The sequence below is a fragment of the Streptomyces sp. NPDC097595 genome (genome assembly GCF_044761525.1).
In the GTDB taxonomy this organism is placed as follows: Bacteria; Actinomycetota; Actinomycetes; order Streptomycetales; family Streptomycetaceae; genus Streptomyces; species Streptomyces drozdowiczii_A.
The window spans coordinates 226,927-251,894 of the sequence record NZ_JBIWCN010000004.1 but is presented as its reverse complement, the minus strand read 5'-3'; the positions used below and the strand labels follow the sequence as shown (position 1 = coordinate 251,894).

The following is a 24,968-nucleotide window of genomic DNA, read 5'->3' as shown; positions in this document are numbered from 1 at the left end:
GTCAGGCGCCCGAAACGCCACCTTGTCTCACCTGATCCCGCCCGAATCCCAGCTCCGACCAGGGCGTGTCCCCCAGACGTCCCCCGGGGGAGGGCGGGCTACTCGGGTTCGTTCCACTCCCGCATGGCTTCATCGATCCGCCGGTTCGCCCGGTCCTGTGTACGGGCGAGCACCTTGGCGTAGACCCGGAAGAGGACCGCGATCGTGTGGCCGGCGCGCCGCGCGCACTCCATCGGGTCCACTCCGGAGCTGAGCCAGAAGGACACCCCGGCGTGGCGCAAGTCATACGGCCGCCGGGCGAGCTGTGACGCCGATTCCTCCTGCGTGAGTACGTCCGCCCGGGCCTGCGCCCACACCTCGCCGTACCCGGTTTCTTGGAGCAGGCCGCCACGGTTGGTCCGGAACAGTCGCCCGTCCGGGGCGGTGCCGTGTGCGGCGATGTGCTGTCGGAGCGTCCGCACGAAGTGCGGCGGGATCGGCACGGGCCGCGAGTCCTCCACCGCCCGGGCCTTGAGGTGCCGGGCCTCGTGAGCCTGGCCGTCGTCGGTCCAGCCCTTCCCGACCCGTACGAAGCCCTGCCGGAGGGTCAGGGTGCCCCAGCCGGTTTCCGGCAGGTGGCACTGGGGGAGCCGCAGCGCCGTCGCCTCGGCCGGCCGCATGGCGGCGTAGTACAGGCAGCCGAAGAACGCTTCGAGGTGTTCACCGCGGGGGCCCTGCTCGCGTACGCCCCGGAGCAGCGCCCGGACCTGGCGGGGGTTCGCGACGCTGTCCGGGTCGACTTCTTCGGCGGTCTTCGGGGCCGCCCACTTCACGGTGGTGAGCGGGTTGACCGGTGTGGAGAAGTAGCCCTGCTCGACGGCAAGCCCGAGCACGTCGCTCAGGCAGGCCCGCTTGCGCCGTGCGGTGCGAGGAGCGGCGGGTTTGCCGTCCAGCTTGAGGGCGAGCGCGTCCAGGGCGAGCCGTACGGTGGCGGACTGTTCGAGCGCGGAGACCGGGTACGAGTTCTTGGCCACCCAGCGCAGGGCGTGCGCCACGTCCGCCGGGGGTTCGTCGTCCCACCGGTTCCGGTTGTACGCCCACCCGTACAGGGCCTTGCGGAGCGTCGCCGTGTCCGGGCGCCCGACCCTTGTCTTCATGAGCGCCGGCGTGATGGTCGCGAGGGCGTCCGCGTAGTTCTTCCGCGACTTCGCCGGCGCGGCGGCCCACTTCCGGTCGATGTACGCGCGGGTGTGCTCGTACCAGGTGATGGAGCCCTGCATCGCGCGGATCTCGGACGCGGGGAGCCCCAGCTCCTCATCGAACTGCTCGCCGCGCCGGACGGCGGACATCAGCTCGGACCGGCGGCCGTCGGCCTGCGCCTTGAGCTGGTAGCTCTTGGAGTGCTTGCGCTGTCCGACCCGCCAGCGCACCCGGTAGGGCTTCGGGCGTTCGCGGCGGACTTCAAGCGAGTAGAGGCTTACGTCGTACGTGAGAGGCATGGTTCTCCATAAGGAGAGGGCCCGCCGGAGTGGCGGGCCCTCGGTGGTCGGTGCGTCAGGGAAAGGTCAGGCGGCGGTCTCCTCGCACTGCGCCCACCACGCGTCCAGGTCGGAGCGGCGTACGCGGATCTGGCCGTTCGGGAGCTTGATGAGGCGGGGACCCTGACGGCGGGCACGCATGCGGTAGAAGGCGGCGCGGCTCATGCCGAGTTCGGCGAGCACTTCGGGGAGCTTGAGCATCTGAGGGCGGGCCATGGGTGCTACTCCTTCGCGCAGGTCGGCTCTAGGTGTGCGGTTACATCGGTTACTGCGGTTACGTCGCAGGTCAGGGGCCTGTTTTCTGTAACCGATAGGCGAGGTGTAACCGATGGCGTGCGGTTACAGGCGGAGGTGTGGCGGGGCGGTGTAACCGACGATGTTCCGGTTACACCGCCCCGATCGGTTACGGGTGCGTCGCAGGTCAGGAGTCCAGTGGGAGGGGTGTAACCGATGTAACCGGGCATTCCGGGGGCGGGGGGCAGTACCGGTTCCAGGCGTCGGTGAGGTCGTCGCGGTGGTAGCCCTTGACGATCTGTCCGCCGATGCGGAGCGGGCGAGGTGAGATGGGCTTGCTCTTGGCGGTGACGTACTCCTTGAGCGTCTTGGAGAGGGCGCGCGCGTTCAGCGGGCGGCCGTCCAGGTCCCCCCAGGGGGACTCCTCCAAGCCGTTGAGCAGGTGCAGGATTTCGACGGTGGAGACGGTGTCCTCGCCGGGGAAGACGTGGTCGCGCAGGTCGGTGAGGAGCTTGACTCCGAGCGAGGCGCGGTCGTCCTCGTTCACGGCGGTGACCAGGTCGACGCATGCCTGCCTGGCCCGGTCGGGCCAGGTTCCGCCGGCCGCGTCGGCGACGGCGAGCAGCGGTTCCCACACGTCGGCGGGGCGGTCCGTGATGCCGTCCGGCATGTCGGGGAACGCCCCGTCGACGCGGGGACGTACCTCCCTGGCCCATGTGGCGAGTTGATCGCGCAGGGCGTGGCCCTGGGGTTCGTGGATGCGGGCTCGGAAGGGTTCGACGCGCTCGTTACGGGCGCGGCGCCGCATGCGGATGATCACGGAGCGCGCCAGGATCGTGTCGGGCAGGGAGCCGAGCCCTCCCATGGCCACGGCGCAGTACGAGGGGAAGGCCACGACCGTCTGTGTTCCGCCGTCCCCGACGCACCGGTAGGAGACACCGCTCCTGCGGTGCCCGGCGTTGAGCAGGCCGCGCAGATCCTCGTTGTCCTTGGCCTTGGGGCCGAAGACGGTGTCGATCTCATCGAAGAGGACCGTGGGCCGCCCCGCCTCGTCGGCCACCGCACGGAAGAGCGCGGCCGGGGAGGCGTTGACGGCGTGCATGGGGTGGGGGACCAGCGTGCTGATGACTTCGAGCGCACGGGTCTTGCCGCTCCCCGGCTCGGGCGAGAGGAACGCGAGGCGCGGGGTGGAGTCGAAGCAGTCGAGCAGGTGCGTGTGCGCGTCCCACAGGGCCACGGCCACGTAGGCGGCTTCGGACGGGAAGGCGTTGAAGCGGCGATGGAAGGCTTCCACGTCATCGAGCAGAGCGGCCCCGTCGATGGGAGCCATGGGCTTGGTCGTCATGCTGCACTCCTGCTCACTACGGGTTCGGTGTGGGGGCACTGGCCGACCCGGGCGCGGGTGGCGAGGTTAGTGACGGCGTTCCGTCCCCGGGCCCGCTCGAAGTGGCCGCAGGTGCACAGCCAGTCGGCGACGGGGATCTGGTTGCGGCCGAGTCCGCGTACGGTCAGGCCGGGTTGGATGCCGGTCACGGTGATCGTGTGCGGGTCAGGGCGAACAGCAACGGGGACGGCCTGACGGCCGACGACCTTCGGCGCGCTACCGCCGGGGCCGCGCCCTGCGGGTTCGGCGGAGCGGGGCCCGGTGGAGGGCGCGGGAAGGCTTTTCAGGTGGGGGGTGGGTCCGGTGGTCATGCTGCCGCCGGTCGTGGCCGGCAGGTGCGGATGGACCAGGACAGGGCCGAAGCGATGGTGGCGCGGCACTCGGCCGCGGTAAGCCCGACCGCCTCGCCCTCCTCCTGAAAAGCCGCTTCGACTACGTGGCGGGGAAGGTCGCCCCAGGCCACGAACCGGCCCACTGCCCGTACGGACGCGAGCAGGGTCGCGTTGCGCCTGCCCTGCCCGGCGGCCCGGACGGTCTCGCGCTCACGCTGGAGGGCGGTCTCCGCGTAACGGTGGGCCCGCAGCGGCACTGGAGCAGCGGCGGGCACCGCTGCGGGCGGCCGGGGGTGAGCGGGGATGAGGAGTTGCTTGAGCCAACCGGGCAGGGGGCTGATGAGCGCGGGCCCGTCGACTTCGTAGCGGTGGCCGTTGACGATGCTGCCGGCGGCGACGACGTACCCGCCCCATGCCCGGGTGTCGACCAGCGGGGTCAGGGTTCCGGCGGTGTTGTGGAGTCGGGCGGCGGCGGGGGCGGAGAAGTACAGGTGCTGTCCGCCGCTCGCGGTCCGGATCGTGCGGGTGCGGGGCACCGGCTGCCCGGCGCGCTCGGAGAGCGCCGCGAGGTTCGCCGCGCCGTCAGGCGCGTCCATACGGGGCTTGGGCTTGTCGAGGTCCAGGACGACCAGCCCGGACGGGCCCGTTGCCAGCCCGATGTTGAACGGCCCGGCCGACCAGGCGGCGCGGATGCGGTCCGGGTCGGTAGTGGCCCGCTGCTCCCACTTCACGTGACCGGCGGCGCAGGTGCCGGTGCGGGGGCAAGCCTGCTCGCCGTGGAGGGCGGGCCGCTTGCCCCCGGGGCGGAGGGGGAAGACGTGCCAGCCGCGCTCCGCGGCGGTTAAGGCGGCGGCGAGCAGAGCTGGCCGCGCGGTGGTGGGTTGGGTCATGCTGGTGTCTCCAGTTCTCTTACTCAGTGCTGGATGAGGGCGGCCCCGGCTTTGGCGAGACGGGGGCCGTCCTCACTGGTTAGGGGATCAGGCCGCCTTGTCAGCGGTGAGTCCGCCGTCCGGGCGGCGGGTGACGTGCCCGGTGGCGGTGAGGCGCTTGACGGCCTTGGAGACGGTGCCCTTGGACAGGCCCGTGGTCTCGGCCAGGTCCTTCTGCCGCACCGGTTCCCCGGCGGCCGTGATGGCGTCGAGGATGCGAGCGTCCGCACCGTCCACGCCCGTAGCGACCGGTTCCGGTGCGGGCTTCACAAGGGTGAGCGCCGGTGCCCCGGTGGCGGCCGGTGCGGTGTGGGTCCGGGTCCAGGGGGTGCGTGCGGGCAGGGCGATGACAACGGCCTTGTCCATGTAGCGGACCTTGACCGGGTCGGGCTTGCGTTTGCCGTCGCGGATGAGGGCGACGCCGGGGGCGGGGAGTTCGTCTGCGTTCCAGCCCTTGGCCTGCGCGTCCTCACCGAGGACGACGCGGGCTTCGGCGGGGGTGCGGACGGCGAGGCAGATGGAGACGCTGATCTGCGGGGCGATCTGCTTGGGGATGCCGTCGTTGATGGTGGGCTTCTGCGTCATCCACCACAGGTCGATGCACGCGGCGCGGCCCATGCGGGCGATGGACTCCAGTCCGGGCAGGGCGCTGCGGTTGCGGACCTTGGTCTTGCCGTCGTCGTCCATCTCGGGGAAGGGGACTTTGTCGGCGGCGGTGACGACTTCGGCACCCTCGTCCACGACGACGGTGATCCTGGGCCGGTCCGGGGTGGGGGTCCAGGTGTCCTGTCCCTTGGGCAGCACGGCGAGGCGGTCCTGCATCTCCTCTTCCAGCTCGTCCACCACCGCGATCACCTCGTGCGGGGTGGAGGCGACGCGGGCCCGGTGGTCCCACAACCGCCCTTCCACGCGTTTCAGGTCGATGATGACCAGCGCGTTCGTGTCGCCCTCGGACGCGTCGAACAGCAGCGGGCGGGAGGCGACGGACTTGCCGGCGCCGGAGCGGCCCGCGATCAGTAGCCGCTCGCCCAGGGGCACGGTGACGTGGTCGCCGGTGACGGTGTCGATGCCGAGCGAGGACCGGTCCGGCGCCCACAGCATGTCGTCGCCATCGGCGGCGGAGCGGGTGCGCAGGGTCAGTTCCGCCCACCCGCCGCGCTTCCCGGCCTTGGTCTGGATCCGCAGGTCGGTGCGGGCACCGAGCAGGGCACGGACGTGGTCCTCGGCGGCGCGCAGCTTGGTGGTGGTCCACTGGCCGTCGAGGCGGACCGCGACGACGATCCCGGACTCGGTCAAGTCGGGCCGGGCGGTGAGCGTGCCAGCCAGGCCGCGCTGTTCGGCGTGCTCGCGCCAGTGCTCGGGCTGGAGCCGCTTGAGCAACGCGCTCTCCTCAGCGGTCGGAACGAGGTCCGAAGCTGCGGGGCGGTGGACGACGGCCCAGACGAGCGCGCCGACCACGGCCACGGTCACGGCGACGGCCGACCACATCCACACCCGGTCGGGCACGAGCGGCAGCCCGACGTACGCGCCGACGGCGGCGACGATCGCGGACTTGGACGCGAACAGCCACAGCGGGTCGGGGACCGCGCGCTGTGCGGACTTGAGCGCGCGTTCGGCGGTGTGCACGGCGGTCGTGAGCCCGTTGGGGTCCATGGCCCGCGCGGTAGCCACGGCCTTACGGGCGTCGCGGACGAGCGGCTTGCGCTCGGAGCGGAGCTTGCGGCGGCGTTCGGCTTCCTTGGCCCACCGGGTGGCGGTCCAGCGTGAGGCGGTGGCGGCGTACTGGCGGTGCGTCTGCCAGGCTGACGGGTGACTCATGTGCCCTCTTTCCGTGGTGGTGAGTCGGTGGGGGCGGGCCCTGCACGGCCCGCCCCCACGCGGAGGCGCATGTACGCGGAGTTGCGGAGTTTCCGGTTTCCTGGTTTCCGGCAGGGCCCCTACGCGTGTGCGCGCGAGGCGCCGGAAACCTGTCACGCTGCGTTTCTACGGGGCCCCTGACGACCGTTCAGGGCACCGGGGGTCTCAGACCACCCGCGAGGGGGTCTAAGCGCCCTGCGGGCCGCACGGCCGTTCCGGGGCTCAGTGGGTGTGGGTGTGGGAGCGGCCGAACCAACGGTTGGTGTTCGTGATCGTGGTCGTGTGGTGGTGGACCGTGGCCCGTGAGGTGCCGAGCACGGCCGGGGCGAGCCGTGAGGCGACGACCGCGACCGCCGCCCACATCGCGACGGAGCCGAGCCCGGCGAGCGCGGACACGGCCTGCCCCGCGCCGATGAGCAACTGGCCCCCGCCGTAACCGGCGCCCCCGACGAGCAGGCCACCGGCGGCGATGCGCTGGGCACGAGGGTCGAACAGCGGCTGCGGAGTCAGGTCACGCGGCGGAAGCGGCGCGGGAGCGGTCGGCAGATGCTCGCGGAGCACGGCGACCATGCTCCCGCCGGGGCCCGGGACGTAGACAACCGTCCCGGACTGCTCGCCGTGCAACTGCACGACGCCGGTCATGGGCACGTCCGGGAAAGTCGGCCGGCCCGTGGGGACCTGTACGAGGGGGTCCATGACGATCCTTCCAGGTCAGGCAGCCTGCGAGTCCGCACAGGGCACGCAGGCACCGAGCGAGCGAGGGATGCAGTACCCCGCATCCCGCTGACAGACGGGGCAGGTGCGACGGGCGCGCATGGCCTTGGCGAGGGCGGCGGTACGGCCCGGGGTCATGGGCCGTACCGGGCGGGCGAGGTCGATGCGGTAGAGGTAGGCGACCAGCGGCTCACGGCGCCGCCGGGGCCGCCGGACCTCCGCGGCCACGTCTTGACCGCCCGGGCGCAGCCCCATCGCGCGGAGCTGACGCCGGGTGGCCAGGCCCTCGGGAGCGAGCCGCCACCGGTAGGTGGGCAGGCCGCTCATGCCGAGACACCCTCAAGAGCGGGGGCGGTGGCGTCGCGCAGTTCCTGGTAGCGGGTGGAGACCCAGCCGACCGACCACCCGCACAGCTCCGCCGCGTTGCGCACGGGCAGGCCGCAGGCGTGAGCGGCGGTGACGATCTGACGGGCCCGCTCCTCGGGCAGCTTGGTGTTCACCGGCCCACCGGACAGCAGTGCTTCGCGTTCACGGGCCTCACGCTCCGCCCGCTCCTCACGCTGCCGGCGCTCGGCCTGCTCGCGCTCCAGACGCTCGCGCTCGCGGCGCTGGACGGCCTCGCGTTCAAGGCGTTCACGCTCAGCGCGCTGCTGTTCACGCTCGCGTTCACGGCGTTCACGAGCCTCCCGCTCAGCACGCTCCCGGGCCTCTGCCCGCTCACGCTCCTCACGCCGCACCGCTTCCTCACGCGCTGTCTGTTCACGGGCCAGCAGGGCTTCGTGCTCACGCTGCTCCCGTGCCAACTGGGCGGTGTGCTCGCGCTCCTCACGGGCCCGCCGCTCCTGCGCCTCGCGGCGTTCGGCGGCTTCCTGCTCGCGCTCCTTGCGGTCGGCCTTGAGCTGGGCTTCGCGTGCCTGCTGGGCGTCTGTGATGGCCCGGCGGTACGCGAGCCCGGCTTCGGCCGTGACGATGAGCAGGAGCGGGGCGACGGAGTGGACGGACGCCCCGACCAGGTCTTTCTTCAGCACGCTGTCGGCGACGTTCAGGGCGAGGGTCATGACGCCGGTCATCCACCGCAGGACGACGGGCCACCCTCCGCCGTGCCCGCCGAGGCGGGCCAGGGTGGCGCCCAGGCGGACCACGATGATGACGGCGGCGTCCACGACCAGGGGCAGGATCGGGGCCGTCCACCGCCAGCCCTCGGGGGTGTGGCGGGCCGCGAGCGGGGTGACCGTGAGGATCGAATACAGCATCGCTCCGCCGACGATCAGCCACGTTCCGGCCGACAGTGCCTTTTCCGCTGAACGGATCTGAACATCGTTCACGACGCCACCTCCCGCACCCGCGCGGACGCGATCAGGTAGACCGGGCCGGCCGGGTCATCGCCGGGGACGTGGTCCTCGGTCCAGTCCCAGACCGTGCCGTCGACGGGCGTGTAACCGAGCGCGTCCAGGGCCCGTGAACGGTCCTGAACGGTCGGCACCGTGGCGCCGTCGAAGACGTACTCGGGCCACTCGAAGACCAGCTCGCCGTAGATCACCACGTACAGGCGCCAACGGCCGGTGCTGCGGGCGATGGCCATCTGGGCGGTGAAGGTGTCAGGTGTCGTCATGCCGCACCGCCCTCGGGCCGGGGCGGGTTGGTGAGACCGGTCAGGTCGGCGATCTCGGCCCCGGTGAGGAGGGTGCGCTCGTTCATCGCCTCGGCGACCAGCCGGATCTCCCGCCAGTGGTAGGCGATCCGGCGCCGGGCCATGCCGCGCACCTGCGCCCACGACCGGCCACCGGCCGGAACGTGCGTGCGGCCCAGGCAGGCGCCGTAGTGCGCGAGGACATCGACGGCCTGTTCCCGGTCGTGCACGGCCGCGCAGGCAAGCGCCCGCTTCGGCGTCCACAGCCCGGCGATGAGCAGGTACTGAACCTCCGTCACCGCCCCGGCCGCGCACATCGCCGCGTACTGCCACGCACCGACCCGGTCCACGTCCAGCTCGGTGGAACCGGTGATGCTCCAGACGCCCTCGTGGGTCCAGGTCATGATCTCGCTGGTGACGACGTGGATGCCGTAGGTCATGGCCACCACCGCGTGCCCGGCCTCGTGGAACGAGCCGGCCAGTCGCTCCGACGCGCAGTCCAGGTCCGATGCGGCCCACGGCTTGGGCTCGCCCCGGTGGTCCTGGAGCAGTTCCGGCTTCGGCGCGGTCTGCATGGCGCTCATGCGGCACCGCCCGGCTGCACCGTGACGGTGCGGTTGCTCAGGTCGCGGCGGGCGGCCATGACCCGGTTCCGGGCCCGGCGGATACGCCGTACGTCCAGCTCACTGGCCGGGCGGTCGAGGGTCATGATCTGCGCGTCCAGCAGCTCGACCTCCGCCCGGATGAGCGGCATCTCCTGCTCGATCGCGTCCAGCTCGGCGGCCGGCGGCTCGAAGTCGAGCGACGCGGCCGTAACAAGGTCCTGAAGTGCTGCGATGGTCTTCATGGGTCGTTTTCTCCCTGGCAGGCGAGACGGCCCGAACAGCGGCTCCGGTGTTCCCGCACCGGAGCCGCCCGCCGTCGAAGTCGGTGATCCGGCTCCCCTCAGCGCCGCACGTACGAGACGTGCGGCGGAGGCAACCGGCCGCAGCTCGAACGCTGCGGAGAGAGCAAATCGCGCTGTACTCACACGGAGAGCCCGTGTGGCCGCCTACTTGGCCGAGGAGAGGCGGCGTGATCCCCATTTAGTTGTGAAAGAACTGGCGCTTCCTTGGAGCCCGTTTCACGGAGCCCTCCGGGCGGCGGACACAGGTGTGTCGGGCGCCCTCCGCTCAATAGATCCGACCGGCGGGCACATCCCTAAGGTTCCCTAGGGTTCCCTGTGGTGTCAAGCAGTAAGGTAGGGAACCTCAGGGATGTTCACGCGAAGGAGCAAGCGAAATGGCAGGCCAGGCCGACAATCGGGCCCCTTACGCAAAGATTGCCGCTCACTACTCAGAGCTGATCTCGTCCGGCGAGTTGCTGCCGGGGAAGCTCCTGCCGAGCATCAAGAACCTCGCCGAAGAGTGGAAGGTGAGCACCGCGACGGCGGAGAAGGCCCTGCGGAAGCTGCGCAGCGAGGGCCTTGTCCGAGGCATCCACGGAATCGGCACCGAAGTCCTGGACCAGCCGGCCCCGATGTCCTCGGGCGCCCAGCGACAGGACCGGGGACGCCGTACCGGCTCCAGCTGGGGGACGGGCGAACGTTCCGACTCGCACCAGGCAGCCGTAGTACCTGCGCCTGCCGATGTGGCGCAGGCCCTGGACGTCAAGCCCGGCTCGAAGGTCGTACGCCGTAGCCGCGTGTACCGGGACCGGCACGGCATCGTCGCTCACAGCACGTCGTGGATTCCCGCCCGGTACGGGAAGCTGGTGCCGCAGTTGACTGAGAGCGAGCGCTTGACGGGGGGCACGTCACTCCAGCTCATCGCGCACGCGACCGGCCACCCGATCACTCGCCGCATCGACACGGCATCGTCCAGCCGCCTCACGCCGGAGCACGCGCGGCTCTTGGAACTGGACCTGGATGACCTGCCGGCCGATCCCGTGGTCGTGATGACAGCGAAGTTCCTCGACAGCGAGGACACCGTCGTGGAGTACGGCGTCGACCTCGGTGCTCCAGGTCGTACGTGGCGCACCGAGACGGAGGTCGCCCTGTGACCGGCGCGAACACCACACCCCCGAACGAGCAAGAAGGGCGAGTGGCCGCCTCGCTCGCGGCCAGGCCCGGCGGCACCATGGAGCCAGGAACCGAAACCGAGGCAGCAGTCATCTCACGAGCCATGACGCAACCAACACCAACGCGGTCCCCGCTTTGCGTGCTAATGGCCGGACTTCCCGGCTCCGGCAAGACCACGCTGTCCCGCGCCCTGACGGATCGCGGGTTCGTCCGCCTGTGCCCGGACGAGGAGATGTTCCGTCGACACGGCGTCTACGGAGTCGACTTCCCTCGGGGCGTCTTCCCCACGCTGGAACGACCCGTGCTCGAAGACGTGGCGGCCGACCTCCGCGCACAGCTCAAGGCCAGACACGACGTCGTAGTGGACCACGGCTTCTGGACCCCGGAGGATCGCGCCAAATGGCAGGCCATCGCCACCGACGCCGGCGCGGTTCCTGTGCTCGTTTACCTCGCTGCCAGCCATGAAGAACTGTGGGCGAGGGTCAGCAAGCGCAACGAATTCCACGCGAACGACGCGAACGCGATCTACTTCGCGGAAAGCGACCTCCAGCGGTATAGAAATCGGTTCATACCGCCCACGCCGGACGAGCCGCACTTGGTATACGAGGGCGACGCCGCCGCGGTGATCGAGGCGCTGGGAGCTGCTGGCCTTTGACGCTTCCCAGGTGCTGGAGCAGAGTTCTCCTTCCTCTGCTCCAAGCGTTGGAAATGATAACCTGAGCCGGGGCTGTGCCAACTCCTTAGTTTATGTAGCGGAGCTACTTGGCGAGGGGGACACAGAGAGAGGGCTCATGAAATGCTTGCTTTGGGCCATCCGGAAAAGGCTGTCGTAAGCAGTCATGAATGAGTCGCGACACTCCGCTATCTCGGTAATTGCTTGCTGCCATCTTTCGGGTTGGGTTAGTTGCCATTCTCGTGGAATTTCCAGGCGCGTGCACCCGCTTCCCTCGTACCACATGTGAGCCTCCATTTTTTCGACCAATTCGCGGCCGGTGCTCAGGAACTCGCGGTATGCGCCATTGAGATCGACATTATCGAAGCCTCGCGGCTCTCGTTGAAAAAACTTGATCATTTTTTCGAATTCATGGAATGCTTCAGTGTTAGCGTGTGATGCTAGGAAGTGTTCTCTCAGCCAAACAATATGGGTGCCTTGAGGAGACGCTTGGTCGCTGACTGCTGAAAACATCTCAATGTCGTGGCGGCTCGGTGTGGCCAACAAGTCATTCAGTGTGGCCACCTCGGCCCGTAGCCTACCCATCTCGGCACGGTCGGCCATTAGCGAGTTGGCTAGAGTAATCGTGACGGCAACAAGCAGTAGCGCAGCAATCGAAACGGAAGAATAGTTCTCCTTCAGCCATGCTTGCACATCTGCTGACAGCAAGAAAAAGGCGGCAGCTGACGCGTCTGCGGTGAGACCCATGATGAGAACCCACACGGAACCGCTGATTCGGTCACTTGCGAATCGGGAAGACATTTCGCCCCAATGGCTTGTTAGACGACCTCTTGTTGTCCCTGATGGGGTTGGTCGAGTTGTTGCTCACGCTTCCTTTGTTCAATTCGAATGTTTTCAACTGTGGTTGCAAAGAGTTCCAGGTTGGCGGAGTCCGTCTGTGCGTAGGGAGAAATTCCAAGGTCCAGCGCGGTGACGTGCTGTTCAATACTGTCTGCCGTCTGCTGCAGATTGAAGGCGCGCTCTCGGGGCTTGAAGTAACCAGTGGCGGCAGTGATTACCGTGATGGTGAACCCCAAGAAAATGAGAGCGCCCTTACCGGGTTGGGGAGGGTCGTACCATGCGGTAATTGCGGTGACGCTTGCTGAACAGACAAAGAGGAGCCATTGCATCCAAAGGTGCACGCGGCGGTAGTGGCGGGACTCCTTCCTCAGGCGTTCCACCTCAACGGGGGTTCTTTCCTTGTAGGACGCCTGCCGCTCCACAGGTGAAGGTGTGAGTCTCCTCGCTTCGAGGATTCGTCGTTCCTCGGAGAGCTCGAGTTCCAACTGGAGTTGAGCGACTGAAGTCCTTTCGTCTTCCCAGTCCCAGAATTCTGACGTAAATTCGAGAGCAAATTGGAAGGCGCTGGAGCCGGCCAGGGCTGCCGCGATGGCGAAAAAGGCGCCATGGGCCGAATCTGGCATATCCCGGTTCAGCCAGATGGTATTCTTCGCGGCAATCCATGAAAGAATCACGAAGACGCAAAGCGCAGGAGTGCAATACAAACCAAGAACTTGCATACGGCGATTTCTTATTCGCCGCCGGAGGTCGGCTACATTTCGTCGGTGCTGAATCAATTCGTCGGTTGTATTCCCGCCAGCTGGGGAAGTTGCGGGGACTGGCATTAGTTACGTGAACCTCCTGTGCGATCGCCGCAGAGCAGCTGTCGGGCTCTGTGGGGAGACAGCTGAAGCGCACGTGCTTCCCGGGTGACGAAGACCTGGCCGCTGCGACGCGCAGTCTGCCAGCTGTGGACACCTGGGGCGCCTGCTTTGGGTAGATTCCTCGCGGCACTAGCGAGTGAGACTGTTGATCCCCCGAGGTTCGGCTTGTTGGCCCACCCCGCCACTCGTCCCAACTCCCTGCGGGCGCCTCCCACGCATGCAGTGCTCTCACGCGCCCAGACTCGCTCTCGGGGGCCAGAAGGCAGATTGCTGGAGCGTGCTGGGCTGAGCGAGCGGGGGGCTGAGTCGAGAGGCTGTCCCCCACACGTCCCCCGACGCGGCTACGGAGTCTGGAACGCCCTGGTGGGGAGGCACGAAGGGAGCCCGCTGTAAATCTGCCGGCTCAGCCTACCCAGGTTCGAACCCTGGCGCCGCCACAAGCAAGGCCCCCGTTCTTCGAACGGGGGCCTTCTTCGTTGGGGCGGTCAGTTGCCGGCGATGTCCTTCACCGCGACCGTCAACGGCACGTTGCCCGAGATCAGTTCCAGGGTCAGGCCCGCCGTGGCCGGGGTGTCCAGGAGCTCGACCAGGGCCGCCGCCACGTCGTCGCGGGGGACCGGGCCCCGGCCCGTGGAGGCGGCCAGGAGGACCTGGCCGGTGCCGGCGTCGTTGGTGAGCATCCCGGGGCGCAGGATCGTCCAGTCCAGGGCCGGGCGGGAGCGCACGTCCGCGTCCGCCTCGCCCTTGGCCCGCAGATACACGTCGAACACCTCGTCCCCGGCGTGGTCCGGGTCCGCGCCCATGGACGAGACCACGAGGTAACGCCGCACCCCCGCCCGCTCCGCCGCGTCCGCGAAGAGCACGGCCGCGCCCCGGTCCACCGTGTCCTTGCGGGCCGTGCCGCTGTTGGGGCCCGCCCCGGCCGCGAAGACCGCCGCGTCGGCGCCCCGCAGGACCTCGGCGACCGCGTCGACCGTGGCCGATTCCAGATCCAGCACCACGGGCTCGGCTCCCACCGCCCTGAGGTCGTCGCTCTGTCCGGGGTTGCGGATGATGCCGGCCGCCTCATCCCCGCGCGCGGCGAGCAACCGCTCCAGCCGCAGCGCGATCTGACCATGTCCACCTGCGATGACAATGCGCATACGACCGACGGTACGCCGGAGCGCGCCGCGACGCTCACGGCCCGCCGGTGGATTCCGGCCGTCCCTGGCGGGGAAGACCGGGCCCGCCGCCGGCCTCCGAGTCGCAGTACTCGCGCACCGCGCTGGTCCGGGCCACCACCCGCCCCCGGTGCACCACGATCCGGCTGTACGCCAGCGACAGCGCCCCGGCCAGCCCTTCCCCGCGTACGGCGAGGAGCTCGGCCGGGAAGCCCGCCTCGACGCGGACCTCGGGGAGCCCCATCACGTGCCGGGCCTCGGCGGACACCGCCGCGTAGGCGTGCTCGGGGCGCAGGCCGCCCTGCGAGGCCAGCAGGAACGCCGCCTCCAGCGGGTCGCCGCGCCCCACCGGATTGGCCGGATCGCGCAGGGCCCCGCTGCCCGCGGCGACCCGCACCCCGGCCTCGCGCAGCAGCCGTACGGGGGCGGCGCCCCGGTGCTCCGTACCGCAGCAGCCGCCCTGGGGGAGGCAGGTGACGCCCACCCCGGCGGCCGCCAGCTGTTCGGCCGCCCGGGCGGCGACGTCGGCGGGGAGGCGGGCGAGTCCGGCGCAGGGGCCGATGGTGACCTCCTGGCGCAGGCCGCCCGCCAGCGCGGCGAACCGGGCGAGCCGGGCGGGGTCGTCGCCGTCCAGGTGCAGGTCCACGGGGCAACCGTGCTCGGCGGCGACTTCGAGGACGGCCTCCGCGTATCCCGTCGGGTCCGGGTCGAGGTCGGGGCGGCCGCCGACCGCGCCGGCGCCCATCTTCACCGCGTCGCGGAGCATCGCCAGGTTGCCCGCCCCGGCGACGCCGGTGAGCAGCCGGGGGACGGCGACCGGGGTCAGGTCGGCCAGGCCGCGCAGCGAGCGCCGGGCCTGGAGGACGGCTTCGAGCGCAGCCAGGCCCTGGGGGCCGCCGATCCGCACGTGCGAGCGCAGGGCCGTCGCGCCGTGGCCGAGCTGGAGCAGCGCGGCCTCCGTGGCGCGCCGCTGGATGTCCTCGGGCCGCTCGGAGGCGGGCCCGGGGCCGTCCGCGGTGAGGGCGGTGTCGCTGTGGGCGTGCGGCTCGGCGGGCGCGGGGAGCAGGAGGTGGCCGCGCAGGTCGACGCGGGCGCCGGGGGCGGCGGTGAGGCTGCCCGCGGTGCCGACGGCCTCGATGCGGGCGCCGCAGACCCGTACGTCCACGACGCGGCCGTCGGTGAGGCGGGCGCCGCAGAGCGTCAGGGCCGAGGTCTCCGGGCCGCCGGTGGTGTCGGCCGCGTGGTCGTCGGGCCGCTGCGGCTGGCTGTCGGGCATCGTGCTCCTGGGAAGGGGTCAAGATCACGCAGAGTGAGTAGAGCCTAGGGGCGTGGGCGGTCCGGTCGGAGGAGGAGCGCAATAGTCGTACCGGTGCCGCCTTGCTGATCAGCGGTGTGAGGGTGCCCGGAGCGGGGTACGAGCCCGGGTTGGCCGAGCCCCACGAAACGGATTTGGGCGATCGGCGACCGAGCGTGTAATGTCTTCATCGCTCGCCCCAATAGCTCAGTCGGTAGAGCGTCTCCATGGTAAGGAGAAGGTCTGCGGTTCGATTCCGCATTGGGGCTCTGGTGATCGGAAACCCCGCTTCGGCGGGGGGCCCAGTCATCAAAGCGGTGTAGCTCAGTCGGTAGAGCAAGCGGCTCATAATCGCTGTGTCACCGGTTCAAGTCCGGTCACCGCTACTAAAAGTAGCCGATTGTGGGGTCGGTCCTTCGATCGGCTACTCTTTTATGCGTTCATCCGTTCATCGTCCGTCCAAGGAGCACTCACGTGGCTGCCACCGACGTCCGCCCGAAGATCACGCTGGCCTGCGTGGAGTGCAAGGAGCGGAACTACATCACCAAGAAGAACCGGCGTAACAACCCGGACCGTCTTGAGATGAAGAAGCACTGCCCGCGCTGCAACTCGCACACTGCGCACCGCGAAACGCGCTGAATCAGGCTCGTACACGAGGCCGTCCCCTTCGGGGGGCGGCCTCGCGTCGTTGTGCGGCGGGTTTGGCGTTGAATGGTGCCGGACGCCGCCACAGGCCGGCCCAGTCGTTCTTTCATCAGGAGGTTGCGAGTTCATGGCGCTCGACCAGTCCTTCGTGGGACGGACCTATCCGCCCACCGCGCCGTACGAGGTCGGACGGGAGAAGATCCGCGAGTTCGCCGAGGCCGTGGGCGACGCCCACCCCGCGTACACCGACCCCGAGGCCGCCAAGGCGCTCGGCCACGCCGATGTGATCGCGCCGCCGACCTTCGTGTTCTCGATCACTTTCAAGGCCGCCGGCCAGGTCATCGAGGACCCCCAGCTGGGTCTGGACTACAGCCGGGTCGTGCACGGCGACCAGAAGTTCGTCTACGTCCGCCCCGTGCGCGCCGGCGACCGGCTGTCGGTCGTCTCGACCATCGAGGCCGTGAAGTCGATGGCGGGCAACGACATCCTGGACGTCCGCGGTGATGTCCACGACGAGTCCGGTGAGCTGGTCGTGACCGCCTGGACGAAGCTGGTGGCGCGCGCCGCCGAGGAGGCGTGATGACGGCGAAGGTGAGTTACGAGTCCGTCGAGGTCGGTACGGAGCTGCCGGCGCGGTCCTTCCCGGTCACCCGGGCGACGCTCGTGCAGTACGCGGGCGCCTCGGGCGACTTCAACCCGATCCACTGGAACGAGCGCTTCGCGCGCGAGGTCGGGCTGCCCGATGTGATCGCGCACGGCATGTTCACCATGGCCGAGGCGGTCCGCGTGGTCACGGACTGGACCGGCGACCCGGGCGCGGTGGTCGAGTACGGGGTGCGCTTCACCAAGCCCGTCGTGGTCCCGGACGACGACAAGGGCGCGTTGATCGAGGTCAGCGGCAAGGTGGGCGCCCTGCTGGACGACCGGCGGGTGCGGGTGGACCTGACGGTCATGAGCGACGGCAAGAAGGTCCTGGGTATGTCCCGGGCCGTGGTGCAGCTCGCCTAGGGACGACGGGCGACGCGACGCGTTGTAAGGGGCACGGTCCATGGGGCCGTGCCCCTTACGCGTACCCCCTCGCAACCTCGCTCGGCGCCCCCGCTTGACGAAGTTAGTGATTGAGTACTAACTTATGGGCATGGCAAGGATGAGTGCAGATGAGCGGCGCGAGAGCGTCATCCGTGCGGCGATCACCGAGTTCGCCCGCGGCGGGTACAGCGCGACCTCCACCGCGGTGATCGCCCAGCGGGTGGGTGTCTCGCAGCCGTACCTCTTCCGGCTCTTTCCCAACAAGGAAGCGATGTTCCTCGCGGCGGCCGAGCGCTGCCTCGAAGAGACCCGGCGGGTCTTCGCCGAGGCGGCCGACGGGCTGCACGGTGAAGAAGCGCTGCACGCCATGGCCAGTGCTTACCAGCAGCTGATCGCCGACGACCCCGAGAAGCTGCTCATGCAGATGCAGATGTACGCGGCCGTCGCCGCCGCCGAAGCCGCCGGGGACCACGAATTCGGCGAATCGGTGCGGGCCGGCTGGCTGGAGCTCTTCGACTCCGTCAACCTCGCGCTCGGCGCCGAGGCCAACGAGACCACCCAGTTCCTCGCGTACGGCATGCTCGCCAACACGCTGACCTCGCTCGGCTTCCCGGCCGGACACCGGATCTGGTCCGGTTTCTACGCCTCCGCCCAGCCGGTCTCCTGAACGCGTTCGACCCCGGGTTCCGCCCGGTTTTCTGCCCGGAAAAGTTAGTCATCAATAACTAACCCTCAGGGGGAGCAGTGAACCAGCAATCGAAGGGCCGCGCGGGAGCGGCCTGGGCCCTCGTCATCACCAGCGTCGCCGGCTTCATGGCGGCTCTCGACAACCTCGTCGTCACCACCGCCCTGCCGTCCATCCGCGAGAGCCTCGGCGGAGAGATGGAGGAGCTGGAGTGGACGGTCAACGCCTACACGCTCACCTTCGCCGTCCTGCTGATGTTCGGCGCCGCCCTCGGTGACCGCTTCGGCCGCCGCCGGCTCTTCCTCACCGGCCTCACCGTCTTCACCGGCGCCTCCGCCGCGGCCGCCCTCTCGCCCGGCATCAACGAACTCATCGCCTTCCGCGCCGTCCAGGGCGTCGGTGCAGCGATCATGATGCCGCTCACGCTCACCCTGCTCACGGCCGCCGTGGCACCCGCCCGAAGGGGCATGGCGCTCGGCATCTTCAGCGCCGCGACCGGCCTCGCCGTGGCCAGCGGACCCCTGATCGGCGGCAGCCTCACCGAGCACATCTCCTGGCAGTGGATCTTCTGGCTCAACGTCCCGATCGGCCTGCTCCTGCTGCCGCTCGCCCGCTTCCGCCTCGCGGAGTCGTACGCCCCCGGCGCCCGGCTCGACGTCCCCGGCACCCTCCTCGTCAGCGGCGGCCTCTTCGGCATCGTCTACGGCCTCGTCAACGCCAACGCCGACGGCTGGACCAGCCCGACCGTCCTGACCTCCCTCATCGCCGGCATCGCGCTCATCGGCGCCTTCGTCCGCCACGGCTTCCGGGGCCGCAAGCCGATGCTCCCCATGCGGCTCTTCCGGGACCGCGGCTTCTTCGGGATCAACATCGCCAGCCTGCTGATGTACCTCGGGATGTTCGGCGCGATCTTCCTGCTCAGCCAGTACTTCCAGGGCGTCCTCGGCTACTCGCCGACCGAGGCCGGGCTGCGGATGCTGCCCTGGACCGGCATGCCGATGCTCGTCGCCCCCATCGCCGGGATCCTCTCCGACCGCTTCGGCGGCCGTCCGGTGGTCGTGACCGGGCTCGCCCTCCAGGCGGTGGGCCTCGCCCTCTTCGCCCTGGTCATCGCCCCGGACGCGTCCTACGTGTCGCAGCTGCCCGGCCTGATCATCGGCGGCATCGGGATGGCCCTGTACTTCGCCCCGGCCGCCAGCCTGGTGATGTCCAGCGTCCGCCCCGGTGACCAGGGCATCGCGTCCGGCGCCAACAACGCCCTCCGCGAGGTCGGCGGCGCCCTCGGGGTCGCCGTGCTCACCACCGTCTTCGCCTCGCAGGGCGGCCTGGAGTCCGCGCAGTCCTTCACCGACGGCACCGTGCCCGCCGTCTGGATCGGTGCCGGAGTCGTCGCCCTCGCCGCGCTCGTCGCCCTGATGATCCCCGGCCGCCGCGCCGCCGGTACGCAGGAGGCCGCCGCCGGGACCGCCGAGCCCGAGGCCCGCGCCGAGGAGCCGGTCTCCGTACCCGCCTGACGCACCCCGTACACGCCACACGGTCCGTGGCCCCGCCGTCCGGCGGGGCCACGGACCGTACCCTTGTCCCCGTGCAGGAACTCCACGACGCCCCCCTCGCCCCCCTGACCACCTTCCGGCTCGGCGGCCCCGCCACCCGGCTCCTCACGGCCACCACGGACACCGAGGTGATCGATGCCGTGCGCGAGGCCGACGACAGCGGCACCCCGCTCCTGATCATCGGCGGCGGCAGCAATCTGGTCATCGGCGACAAGGGCTTCGAGGGCACCGCCCTGCGGATCGCCACCAAGGGCTTCGTCCTCGACGGCGGCTCCCTGGAACTGGCCGCCGGGGAGGTCTGGACCGACGCCGTCACCCGCACCGTGGAAGCCGGTCTCGCGGGTCTCGAATGCCTGGCTGGCATCCCCGGCTCTGCGGGCGCGACGCCGATCCAGAACGTCGGGGCGTACGGACAGGAGGTGTCCGCCACCATCACGGAGGTCGTCGCCTACGACCGGCGCACCCGCGAAACGGTCGTCCTGCCCAACTCCGAGTGCGCGTTCTCCTACCGGCACAGCCGCTTCAAGGCCGAACCCGACCGGTACGTGGTGCTGCGCGTCCGCTTCGGCCTGGAGGAGGCCGGCGGGCTCTCGGCGCCCCTGAAGTACCCGGAGACCGCGCGGGCCATGGGCGTCCGCGAGGGCGAGCGCGTTCCCGCCGCCGAGGCCCGTGAAACCGTGCTCCGGCTGCGCGCCGGCAAGGGCATGGTGCTGGACCCCGAGGACCACGACACCTGGTCGGCCGGGTCCTTCTTCACCAACCCGATCCTGGAACAGGCCGAGTTCGACGCGTTCCTGGCCCGGGTCGCCGACCGGCTCGGCCCGGACGTCACGCCCCCCGCCTTCCCCGCCGGTGAGGGGCGCACCAAGACCTCCGCCGCCTGGCTCATCGACCGGGCCGGCTTCACCAAGGGCTACGGCACCGGGCCCGCCCGCATCTCCACCAAGCACACGCTCGCCCTCACCAACCGGGGCGCGGCGGCCACGGAGGACCTGCTCGCCCTGGCGCGCGAGGTCGTGGCGGGGGTGCACGCGGCCTTCGGCGTCACCCTGGTCAACGAACCGGTGACGGTGGGCGTGAGCCTGTAGCGCGACCGGGCCCGCGCCCCGCGCCCTCAGTACGCGACGCCCACGCCCTGCTTCACCGTCGCCTGGTCGCCGATCAGGGCCAGCATCGCGTGGGCCACGTCGGCCCGGGAGATGGACCGGCCGCTGCGCGGGTTGCCGCCGACGACCGTGCGGTAGGTGCCCGTCAGGGGCCCGTTCGTCAGCTTGGGCGGCCGCACCGACGTCCAGTCCGTGGCCGAGGCCGCCAGTGCCGCCTCCATCGCGGTGAGATCCGCGTACACCTCCTTGAGGACCGCGCCGATCATCGAGAGCATCATCCGGTCGAGCAGCGGTTCGCCGGCGGGTGTGGGGGCGACCGGGGCGGCGCTGACCACCAGCAGGCGCCGGGTGCCCTCCGCCTCCATGGCCGTCAGCACGGCGCGGGTCAGCCGCTCGGCGATCCCGTCGGCCTTCCGGCCCCTGGACCCGAGGCCGGAGAGGACCGCGTCCCGGCCGGCCACCGCCTCCCGCAGCGCCTCCGGGTCGTCGACCCGGGCGGCCGTGTGCACCGTGACGTCCGAGAGCGGGACCGCGAGCCGGGCGGGATCGCGGACCACCGCCGTGACCTCGTGCCCCGCCGCCACCGCCTGGCGGACGATCTCCTGCCCGATACCGCCGGTCGCACCAAAAACCGTGAGCTTCATGGCACACCCCTTCGAGGTGGGTAAGTGTTCACTCACCTCTAGAGTGGGTGGGTAATCACTCACCCGTCAAGCCATATGGGAGTGCTCATGGAGCAGAAGCCGGCCCGTGTCCGCCTCGTCGACGCCGCCCACGAGCTCATGCTCACCAAGGGCCTGGCCCGGACCACCACCAAGGAGATCGCCAAAGCCGCCGGCTGCTCGGAGGCCGCGCTCTACAAGAACTTCCTCAGCAAGGAGGAACTGTTCGTGGTGGTCCTCAAGGAACGGCTGCCCAGGATCGACCTGCGCGAGCTCATCGCCGACCCGGGCGCGGGGGAGCGGTCGGTCGAGGAGAACCTCACCGACATCGCCCGCCAGGCTTCCCTTTTCTACGAGCAGAGCTTCCCGATCGCCGCCTCCCTGTACGCCGAACCGAGGCTCAAGGAGCGCCACGACGCGGCCATGCGCGAGCTCGGCACCGGCCCCCACCTGCCCATCCGCGGCGTCGACACGTATCTGCGGGCCGAACAGACCGCAGGTCGCGTCCGCCCCGACGCCGACACCTACGCGGCCGCCTCACTGCTCCTCGGCGCCTGCGCCCAGCGCGCCTTCGCCTACGACGCCACGGGCAACGGCGAACCGCCCCAGCCACTGGACGACTTCGCGGCGGCCCTCGCCCGCACCCTGCTCAACGGCCTCGCCGGCTGAGGCTCAGGCCGTGGGACCGGCCAGCCACGCGTCGACCTCCGCCATCAGCTCCGCCCGCACCGGCTCCGGCGCCGTCGAACCGCGCACCGACTGGCGGGCCAGCTCGGCCAGTTCCTCGTCGGTGAACGCGTGGTGGCGGCGCACCAGGTCGTACTGCGCGGCCAGCCGGGAGCCGAAGAGCAGCGGGTCGTCCGCGCCCAGGGCCATCGGCACCCCGGCGTCGAACAGAGTGCGCAGGGGGACATCGGCGGGCTTCTCGTAGACGCCGAGCGCCACATTGGACGCGGGGCACACCTCGCAGGTCACCCCCGCCTCGGCGAGCCGCCGCAGCAGCCGGGGGTCCTCGGCGGCGCGCACGCCGTGCCCCACGCGGGCCGCGTCGAGGTCGTCCAGGCAGTCCCGGACGCTGGACGGGCCCGACAGCTCGCCGCCGTGCGGAGCGGCCAGCAGACCGCCTTCCCGGGCGATGGCGAACGCCCGGTCGAAGTCACGGGCCATGCCGCGCCGTTCGTCGTTGGAGAGCCCGAAGCCGACGACGCCCCGGTCCGCGTACCGCACGGCGAGGCGCGCGAGGGTCCTGGCGTCCAGCGGGTGCTTCATCCGGTTCGCCGCGATGACCACCCGGATCGGCAGCCCGGTCTCGCGCGAGGCGGCGTCCACCGCGTCCAGGATGATCTCGATCGCCGGGATCAGACCGCCGAGCAGGGGCGCGTACGAGGTGGGATCGACCTGGATCTCCAGCCAGCGGGATCCGTCCGCCACGTCCTCCCGGGCGGCCTCGCGCACCAGGCGCTGGATGTCCTCGGGGGCCCGCAGACAGGACCGGGCGATGTCGTACAGCCGCTGGAAGCGGAACCAGCCCCGTTCGTCCGTGGCACGCAGCTTGGGCGGCTCGCCGCCGGTCAGGGCCTCGGGCAGCCGCACCCCGTACTTGTCGGCGAGCTCCAGCAGTGTCGTGGGCCGCATCGACCCGGTGAAGTGCAGGTGCAGGTGGGCCTTGGGCAGCAGCCGTACATCACGTTCCATTGCAAGATCCTGCCGCACGGACGGGGCGGCGCGGTAGCCGCTTTCCCCATCGAGTGCCCCGTCGAACGCGAAAGCGACCCCCGATTCGGACATCGGGGGCCGCCTTATCGGGAAGAGGGCCGGGTTACGCCTTCGCCTCGCCCAGCAGCTTCTGGAGCCGCGAGACGCCCTCGACCAGGTCGTCGTCGCCCAGCGCGTACGACAGGCGCAGGTAGCCCGGCGTGCCGAACGCCTCGCCCGGGACGACCGCCACCTCGGCCTCGTCCAGGATCAGTGCGGCCAGCTCCACCGAGGTCTGCGGGCGCTTGCCGCGGATCTCCTTGCCGAGCAGGTCCTTGACCGAGGGGTACGCGTAGAACGCGCCCTCGGGCTCGGGGCAGAACACGCCGTCGATGTCGTTGAGCATCTTCACGATGGTCCGGCGGCGCCGGTCGAAGGCGGTGCGCATCTCGGCGACCGCGTCCAGGTCCCCGGAGACGGCGGCCAGCGCGGCGGCCTGCGAGACGTTGGCGACGTTGGACGTGGCGTGCGACTGGAGGTTGGTCGCGGCCTTCACGACGTCCTTGGGGCCGATGATCCACCCGACGCGCCAGCCGGTCATCGCGTACGTCTTGGCGACGCCGTTGACCACGATGCACTTGTCGCGCAGCTCCGGCACGACGGCCGGGAGCGAGGTGAACTTCGCGTCCCCGTAGACCAGGTGCTCGTAGATCTCGTCGGTCATCACCCAGAGGCCGTGCTCGACGGCCCAGCGGCCGATCGCCTCGGTGTCGGCCTCGCTGTAGACCGCGCCGGTCGGGTTCGACGGGGAGACGAACAGGACGACCTTCGTACGCTCGGTACGGGCGGCCTCAAGCTGCTCCACGGAGACCCGGTAGCCGGTGGTCTCGTCGGCCACGACCTCCACCGGGACGCCGCCGGCCAGCCGGATCGACTCGGGGTAGGTGGTCCAGTACGGGGCCGGGACGATGACCTCGTCGCCCGGGTCGAGGATCGCGGCGAACGCCTCGTAGATCGCCTGCTTGCCGCCGTTGGTCACCAGGATCTGGGAGGCGTCGACCTCGTAACCGGAGTCGCGCAGCGTCTTCTCCGCGATGGCGGCCTTGAGCTCGGGGAGCCCGCCCGCGGGGGTGTAGCGGTGGTACTTCGGGGTGCGGCACGCCTCGACGGCGGCGTCCACGATGTAGCCGGGGGTCGGGAAGTCGGGCTCACCGGCACCGAAGCCGATCACCGGGCGGCCGGCGGCCTTGAGGGCCTTGGCCTTGGCGTCGACGGCGAGGGTGGCGGACTCGGAGATGGCACCGATGCGGGCGGAGACCCGGCTCTCGGACGGAGAAGTAGCAGCGCTCATGGCCCCCATGCTCGCAGACCGTTTTCCGCGTCGGCACGGGGGTTTCAGGGACCGGACAGCACTCGGACAGCATGCGGACAGGAAGCGACCAGGAGCGATCAGCAGCTTTCTGTTCGACGCCGGGCCGCTGAGCACGTACACTCTCCTGTCGTTGGCCTTCACCAGCCGCACCGTTCCTGCACTCGGGTCATCCGGGAACATGCGGTAGGTTGGTGGAATCCACAAAGGGTCGTAGCTCAATTGGTAGAGCACTGGTCTCCAAAACCAGCGGTTGGGGGTTCAAGTCCCTCCGGCCCTGCTACACACTCCTTCGCCAGGATGTGTGCGCATGTACGTACTTCAATGCACCGCCGTGCGGCTCCACCGGGCGCGGCACGGCCACGACCCGGAATCAGGTGAGAAGCGTGACGGACGCCGTGGGCTCCATCGACAAGCCTGATGCCGAGGACGAGGCCCCCGAGTCGAAGAAGAAGACTCGGAAGGGCGGCAAGCGCGGCAAGAAGGGCCCTCTGGGCCGTCTCGCGCTCTTCTACCGCCAGATCGTCGCGGAGCTCCGCAAGGTCGTCTGGCCGACGCGCAACCAGCTGACGACGTACACCACTGTGGTGATTGCGTTCGTCGTCGTCATGATCGGCCTCGTAACCGTGATTGACTTCGGTTTCGCGCGGGTCATCAAGTACGTTTTTGGCTGATCCACGCGAAGGGCGCCTGATGGGCGCCCCTTTCGCATGTTCCACCCATCTGTATCCAGGAAGA

29 protein-coding genes and 3 tRNA genes are annotated in these 24,968 nt (G+C 70.1%); 13 read left to right on the top strand and 19 right to left on the bottom strand.

Going from position 1 to position 24,968, the window contains the following annotated elements:
• Nucleotides 1-98 precede the first annotated feature (98 nt).
• From ACIQZN_RS08335 to ACIQZN_RS08280, 12 genes are all read right to left on the bottom strand, one after another.
• On the bottom strand, nt 99-1,478 hold the full coding sequence (locus ACIQZN_RS08335) for a tyrosine-type recombinase/integrase (RefSeq protein ID WP_403989535.1): 1,380 nt from the start codon (nt 1,476-1,478) through the stop codon (nt 99-101).
• Between the two features lie 66 nt (nt 1,479-1,544).
• The gene (locus tag ACIQZN_RS08330) at nt 1,545-1,733 is read right to left on the bottom strand and encodes a helix-turn-helix transcriptional regulator (RefSeq protein ID WP_403989533.1); all 189 of its coding nucleotides are present in this window, start codon (nt 1,731-1,733) and stop codon (nt 1,545-1,547) included.
• Between the two features lie 205 nt (nt 1,734-1,938).
• Nucleotides 1,939-3,096 carry a DUF3631 domain-containing protein gene (locus ACIQZN_RS08325; RefSeq protein WP_403989531.1) on the bottom strand — a complete coding sequence of 386 codons (1,158 nt, stop codon included), beginning with the start codon at nt 3,094-3,096 and terminating at the stop codon, nt 1,939-1,941.
• Nucleotides 3,093-3,284 (bottom strand): hypothetical protein, encoded by a 192-nt coding sequence (locus ACIQZN_RS08320; RefSeq protein WP_403989529.1) that lies wholly within the window; start codon nt 3,282-3,284, stop codon nt 3,093-3,095. The genes ACIQZN_RS08325 and ACIQZN_RS08320 overlap by 4 nt, the downstream gene beginning before the upstream one ends.
• A gap of 158 nt (nt 3,285-3,442) precedes the next feature.
• Nucleotides 3,443-4,357 (bottom strand): bifunctional DNA primase/polymerase, encoded by a 915-nt coding sequence (locus tag ACIQZN_RS08315; protein ID WP_403989527.1) that lies wholly within the window; start codon nt 4,355-4,357, stop codon nt 3,443-3,445.
• A gap of 87 nt (nt 4,358-4,444) precedes the next feature.
• Complete coding sequence (locus ACIQZN_RS08310) at nt 4,445-6,214, bottom strand: MarR family transcriptional regulator (RefSeq protein ID WP_403989525.1); 1,770 nt, start codon at nt 6,212-6,214, stop codon at nt 4,445-4,447.
• A gap of 261 nt (nt 6,215-6,475) precedes the next feature.
• A complete protein-coding gene (locus tag ACIQZN_RS08305) occupies nt 6,476-6,949 on the bottom strand; it encodes a hypothetical protein (RefSeq protein WP_403989523.1) in 474 nt (157 codons plus the stop codon).
• Nucleotides 6,950-6,964: 15 nt separating this feature from the next.
• The gene (locus tag ACIQZN_RS08300) at nt 6,965-7,294 is read right to left on the bottom strand and encodes an RRQRL motif-containing zinc-binding protein (protein ID WP_403989521.1); all 330 of its coding nucleotides are present in this window, start codon (nt 7,292-7,294) and stop codon (nt 6,965-6,967) included.
• Entirely contained in the window at nt 7,291-8,292 is a 1,002-nt protein-coding gene (locus tag ACIQZN_RS08295) for a DUF2637 domain-containing protein (RefSeq protein ID WP_403989519.1), read from the bottom strand. The genes ACIQZN_RS08300 and ACIQZN_RS08295 overlap by 4 nt, the downstream gene beginning before the upstream one ends.
• Nucleotides 8,289-8,579 carry a DUF6303 family protein gene (locus tag ACIQZN_RS08290; protein ID WP_403989517.1) on the bottom strand — a complete coding sequence of 97 codons (291 nt, stop codon included), beginning with the start codon at nt 8,577-8,579 and terminating at the stop codon, nt 8,289-8,291. Before ACIQZN_RS08290 ends, ACIQZN_RS08295 begins: the two co-directional genes overlap by 4 nt.
• Entirely contained in the window at nt 8,576-9,181 is a 606-nt protein-coding gene (locus tag ACIQZN_RS08285) for a hypothetical protein (RefSeq protein ID WP_403989515.1), read from the bottom strand. Before ACIQZN_RS08285 ends, ACIQZN_RS08290 begins: the two co-directional genes overlap by 4 nt.
• A complete protein-coding gene (locus ACIQZN_RS08280; RefSeq protein WP_403989513.1) occupies nt 9,178-9,444 on the bottom strand; it encodes a DUF6284 family protein in 267 nt (88 codons plus the stop codon). The genes ACIQZN_RS08285 and ACIQZN_RS08280 overlap by 4 nt, the downstream gene beginning before the upstream one ends.
• A gap of 434 nt (nt 9,445-9,878) precedes the next feature.
• Here ACIQZN_RS08280 and ACIQZN_RS08275 point away from each other — a divergent pair, with 434 nt between their 5' ends.
• Together ACIQZN_RS08275 and ACIQZN_RS08270 are read left to right on the top strand one after the other, a co-directional pair.
• The gene (locus tag ACIQZN_RS08275; protein WP_403989511.1) at nt 9,879-10,637 is read left to right on the top strand and encodes a GntR family transcriptional regulator; all 759 of its coding nucleotides are present in this window, start codon (nt 9,879-9,881) and stop codon (nt 10,635-10,637) included.
• 41 nt (nt 10,638-10,678) lie between these two features.
• A complete protein-coding gene (locus tag ACIQZN_RS08270) occupies nt 10,679-11,311 on the top strand; it encodes an AAA family ATPase (RefSeq protein WP_403989509.1) in 633 nt (210 codons plus the stop codon).
• A 90-nt stretch (nt 11,312-11,401) separates the two neighbouring features.
• Here ACIQZN_RS08270 and ACIQZN_RS08265 read toward each other — a convergent pair whose 3' ends face one another.
• From ACIQZN_RS08265 to ACIQZN_RS08250, 4 genes are all read right to left on the bottom strand, one after another.
• Complete coding sequence (locus ACIQZN_RS08265) at nt 11,402-12,076, bottom strand: hypothetical protein (protein WP_403989507.1); 675 nt, start codon at nt 12,074-12,076, stop codon at nt 11,402-11,404.
• 71 nt (nt 12,077-12,147) lie between these two features.
• On the bottom strand, nt 12,148-12,888 hold the full coding sequence (locus ACIQZN_RS08260; protein WP_403989505.1) for an SLATT domain-containing protein: 741 nt from the start codon (nt 12,886-12,888) through the stop codon (nt 12,148-12,150).
• Between the two features lie 629 nt (nt 12,889-13,517).
• Nucleotides 13,518-14,174 carry an SDR family oxidoreductase gene (locus ACIQZN_RS08255; RefSeq protein ID WP_403989503.1) on the bottom strand — a complete coding sequence of 219 codons (657 nt, stop codon included), beginning with the start codon at nt 14,172-14,174 and terminating at the stop codon, nt 13,518-13,520.
• Between the two features lie 34 nt (nt 14,175-14,208).
• Nucleotides 14,209-15,468: an amidohydrolase family protein gene (locus tag ACIQZN_RS08250; protein WP_403989501.1), complete on the bottom strand. Its 1,260-nt coding sequence runs from the start codon at nt 15,466-15,468 to the stop codon at nt 14,209-14,211.
• A gap of 214 nt (nt 15,469-15,682) precedes the next feature.
• On the opposite strand from ACIQZN_RS08250, the gene ACIQZN_RS08245 reads away from it, so the two are divergent.
• From ACIQZN_RS08245 to ACIQZN_RS08210, 8 genes are all read left to right on the top strand, one after another.
• A tRNA-Thr gene (locus ACIQZN_RS08245) sits at nt 15,683-15,755 on the top strand.
• Between the two features lie 44 nt (nt 15,756-15,799).
• Nucleotides 15,800-15,872, top strand: a tRNA-Met gene (locus ACIQZN_RS08240).
• 88 nt (nt 15,873-15,960) lie between these two features.
• Entirely contained in the window at nt 15,961-16,125 is a 165-nt protein-coding gene (rpmG, locus tag ACIQZN_RS08235) for a 50S ribosomal protein L33 (protein ID WP_003956487.1), read from the top strand.
• Between the two features lie 133 nt (nt 16,126-16,258).
• The gene (locus ACIQZN_RS08230; RefSeq protein ID WP_018101272.1) at nt 16,259-16,711 is read left to right on the top strand and encodes a MaoC family dehydratase N-terminal domain-containing protein; all 453 of its coding nucleotides are present in this window, start codon (nt 16,259-16,261) and stop codon (nt 16,709-16,711) included.
• Nucleotides 16,711-17,139, top strand: a complete 429-nt coding sequence (locus ACIQZN_RS08225) for a MaoC family dehydratase (protein ID WP_403989499.1) — start codon at nt 16,711-16,713, stop codon at nt 17,137-17,139. Before ACIQZN_RS08230 ends, ACIQZN_RS08225 begins: the two co-directional genes overlap by 1 nt.
• Before the next feature lie 139 nt (nt 17,140-17,278).
• Complete coding sequence (locus ACIQZN_RS08220; RefSeq protein ID WP_403989907.1) at nt 17,279-17,827, top strand: TetR/AcrR family transcriptional regulator; 549 nt, start codon at nt 17,279-17,281, stop codon at nt 17,825-17,827.
• 77 nt (nt 17,828-17,904) lie between these two features.
• Nucleotides 17,905-19,359, top strand: a complete 1,455-nt coding sequence (locus ACIQZN_RS08215; protein WP_403989497.1) for an MFS transporter — start codon at nt 17,905-17,907, stop codon at nt 19,357-19,359.
• A 71-nt stretch (nt 19,360-19,430) separates the two neighbouring features.
• On the top strand, nt 19,431-20,486 hold the full coding sequence (locus tag ACIQZN_RS08210; RefSeq protein WP_403989495.1) for a UDP-N-acetylmuramate dehydrogenase: 1,056 nt from the start codon (nt 19,431-19,433) through the stop codon (nt 20,484-20,486).
• A gap of 26 nt (nt 20,487-20,512) precedes the next feature.
• On the opposite strand, the gene ACIQZN_RS08205 is transcribed toward ACIQZN_RS08210, so the two are convergent.
• Nucleotides 20,513-21,148 (bottom strand): NAD(P)-dependent oxidoreductase, encoded by a 636-nt coding sequence (locus tag ACIQZN_RS08205; protein WP_403989493.1) that lies wholly within the window; start codon nt 21,146-21,148, stop codon nt 20,513-20,515.
• An 87-nt stretch (nt 21,149-21,235) separates the two neighbouring features.
• Between ACIQZN_RS08205 and ACIQZN_RS08200 the strand changes: the two genes are divergently transcribed.
• A complete protein-coding gene (locus tag ACIQZN_RS08200) occupies nt 21,236-21,835 on the top strand; it encodes a TetR/AcrR family transcriptional regulator (RefSeq protein ID WP_403989491.1) in 600 nt (199 codons plus the stop codon).
• 3 nt (nt 21,836-21,838) lie between these two features.
• On the opposite strand, the gene ACIQZN_RS08195 is transcribed toward ACIQZN_RS08200, so the two are convergent.
• Nucleotides 21,839-22,861, bottom strand: a complete 1,023-nt coding sequence (locus ACIQZN_RS08195) for an adenosine deaminase (RefSeq protein WP_403989489.1) — start codon at nt 22,859-22,861, stop codon at nt 21,839-21,841.
• A 124-nt stretch (nt 22,862-22,985) separates the two neighbouring features.
• Nucleotides 22,986-24,212 carry a pyridoxal phosphate-dependent aminotransferase gene (locus tag ACIQZN_RS08190; protein ID WP_026171281.1) on the bottom strand — a complete coding sequence of 409 codons (1,227 nt, stop codon included), beginning with the start codon at nt 24,210-24,212 and terminating at the stop codon, nt 22,986-22,988.
• A 225-nt stretch (nt 24,213-24,437) separates the two neighbouring features.
• On the opposite strand from ACIQZN_RS08190, the gene ACIQZN_RS08185 reads away from it, so the two are divergent.
• Nucleotides 24,438-24,510: transfer RNA gene (locus tag ACIQZN_RS08185), tRNA-Trp, on the top strand.
• 106 nt (nt 24,511-24,616) lie between these two features.
• Nucleotides 24,617-24,904: a preprotein translocase subunit SecE gene (secE, locus tag ACIQZN_RS08180; protein WP_018101263.1), complete on the top strand. Its 288-nt coding sequence runs from the start codon at nt 24,617-24,619 to the stop codon at nt 24,902-24,904.
• Nucleotides 24,905-24,968 lie beyond the last annotated feature (64 nt).